Annotated in this window: 2 protein-coding genes; one reads left to right on the top strand and one right to left on the bottom strand. The window is 50.3% G+C overall.

Annotation, left to right across the window (positions count from 1 at the left end):
• Window positions 1-226: 226 nt before the first annotated feature.
• Window positions 227-1,162 carry a hydroxymethylbilane synthase gene (gene hemC / locus ACTHUT_RS19895; protein ID WP_141745143.1) on the top strand — a complete coding sequence of 312 codons (936 nt, stop codon included), beginning with the start codon at window positions 227-229 and terminating at the stop codon, window positions 1,160-1,162.
• A gap of 62 nt (window positions 1,163-1,224) precedes the next feature.
• On the opposite strand, the gene ACTHUT_RS19890 is transcribed toward hemC, so the two are convergent.
• A partial coding sequence (locus tag ACTHUT_RS19890; protein ID WP_440419549.1) for a U32 family peptidase C-terminal domain-containing protein occupies window positions 1,225-1,666 on the bottom strand: 442 nt, incomplete at its 5' end.

Raw genomic sequence — 1,666 nt, 5'->3', positions numbered from 1 at the left:
AGTTATCATCAATGATAAGAAATACACCCTTGCACTTCGCTTAAGATTTTAGCATAAAAATTAAACTTTTTTACTCCATTTGATATTTTATGCATATTAAATTTATGCTTCTCATTGCAATTAAAAGAAGTAAAAATGGCACAAAAAGAAGACAGTCTTTTCAATAGCGCTCATTTTCAGAATTATGATAGACTTCATGCCGTTTTCCATCTTTCAGGCAACCATTATGAACCCGAAAAAACTCGTTATCGCCAGTCGCGAAAGCCTGCTTGCCATGTGGCAGGCAAAACATATCCAAGGCCGTCTGAAAGCCCTGTATCCCGATTGCGAAGTCGAGATTTTGGGCATGACCACGCGCGGTGACCAGATTTTGGACAGAACTTTGTCAAAAGTCGGCGGCAAAGGCTTGTTTGTCAAAGAGTTGGAACAGGCTTTGTATGACGGCCGGGCCGACTTGGCCGTGCATTCGATTAAAGACGTACCGATGGATTTGCCTGAAGGTTTCGCGCTTGCAGCCATCGGCGAACGCGCCAATCCGTTTGACGCGTTTGTGTCCAACCAATACGCGCGTTTGGAAGAAATGCCCAAAGGCGCCATTGTCGGCACATCCAGCCTGCGCCGCGAAGCCCAGTTGCGCGCGCGCTATCCGCATTTGGTTATCAAACCTTTGCGCGGCAATGTGCAAACCCGTTTGTCCAAACTCGATAACGGCGAATACGACGCAATTATCCTAGCTGCCGCCGGTTTGCAGCGTCTGGAATTGGACGAACGTATCCGCATGATTTTGTCGGAATCCGACAGCTTGCCTGCCGCCGGACAAGGCGCATTAGGTATTGAAATTGCAGCGCATCGCGAAGATTTGTATGAAGTCTTAAAGCCGTTGAACCACGATACCACACACGCCTGTGTTACGGCCGAACGCGCTTTGGCGCGCGCTTTGGGCGGAAGCTGCCAAGTGCCGCTGGCCGCATATTGTACTGAAGAAAACGGCTTGCTGACCTTGCGCGGTTTGGTCGGCCATCCTGACGGTTCGGTCATTTTGCAGGCTGACGCGCAAGCCCCTGCCGAATACGCCGATGCCTTGGGTCGCGCAGTCGCCAAAAAACTGGCAGATGATGGTGCGGAAGAATTGATTGCCGCCGTATTGCAAGAACAGGCTTAAAACAGCATAGATAATTTAAAAGGCCGTCTGAGACTTTCAGACGGCCTTTGTTTTGTTGATGCTTAAGGATTCATAATCCGCGCAACCAAAGCTTTTTCTTTGCCCTGCATGTTGGGGATTTTGACCTGAATGCCGTTGCCTGGGGCAACATCGACAGGCTGGCCTTTGCGGGTCATTTGTTCCAATTTGATGGTTTGGTTGCCGCTCGGGTGGATGATTTCGAGTGAATCGCCGATGGCAAAGCGGTTTTTGACTTCGATTGTCGCCCAGCCGTTTTCGTCGATTTCGGTAACGTGGCCGACATATTGGCTTTGTTTGGCGATGGAGTGGCCGGTCAGGTAGTTTTGGTAATCCTGAGTTTGGTGGCGTTCGAGGAAGCCGCTGGTGTAGCCGCGGTTGGCAAGGCCTTCGAGTTCGCTCAACAGGCTGTAATCAAACGGACGGCCTGCAACAGCATCATCAATCGCTTTACGGTAGGACTGGGCCACGCGTGCAACGTAGTAG

Source organism: Neisseria sp. P0022.S010 (assembly GCF_051956635.1).
The sequence above is the reverse complement of the archived record's forward strand: the minus strand, read 5'-3'. Positions and strand labels throughout refer to the sequence as shown.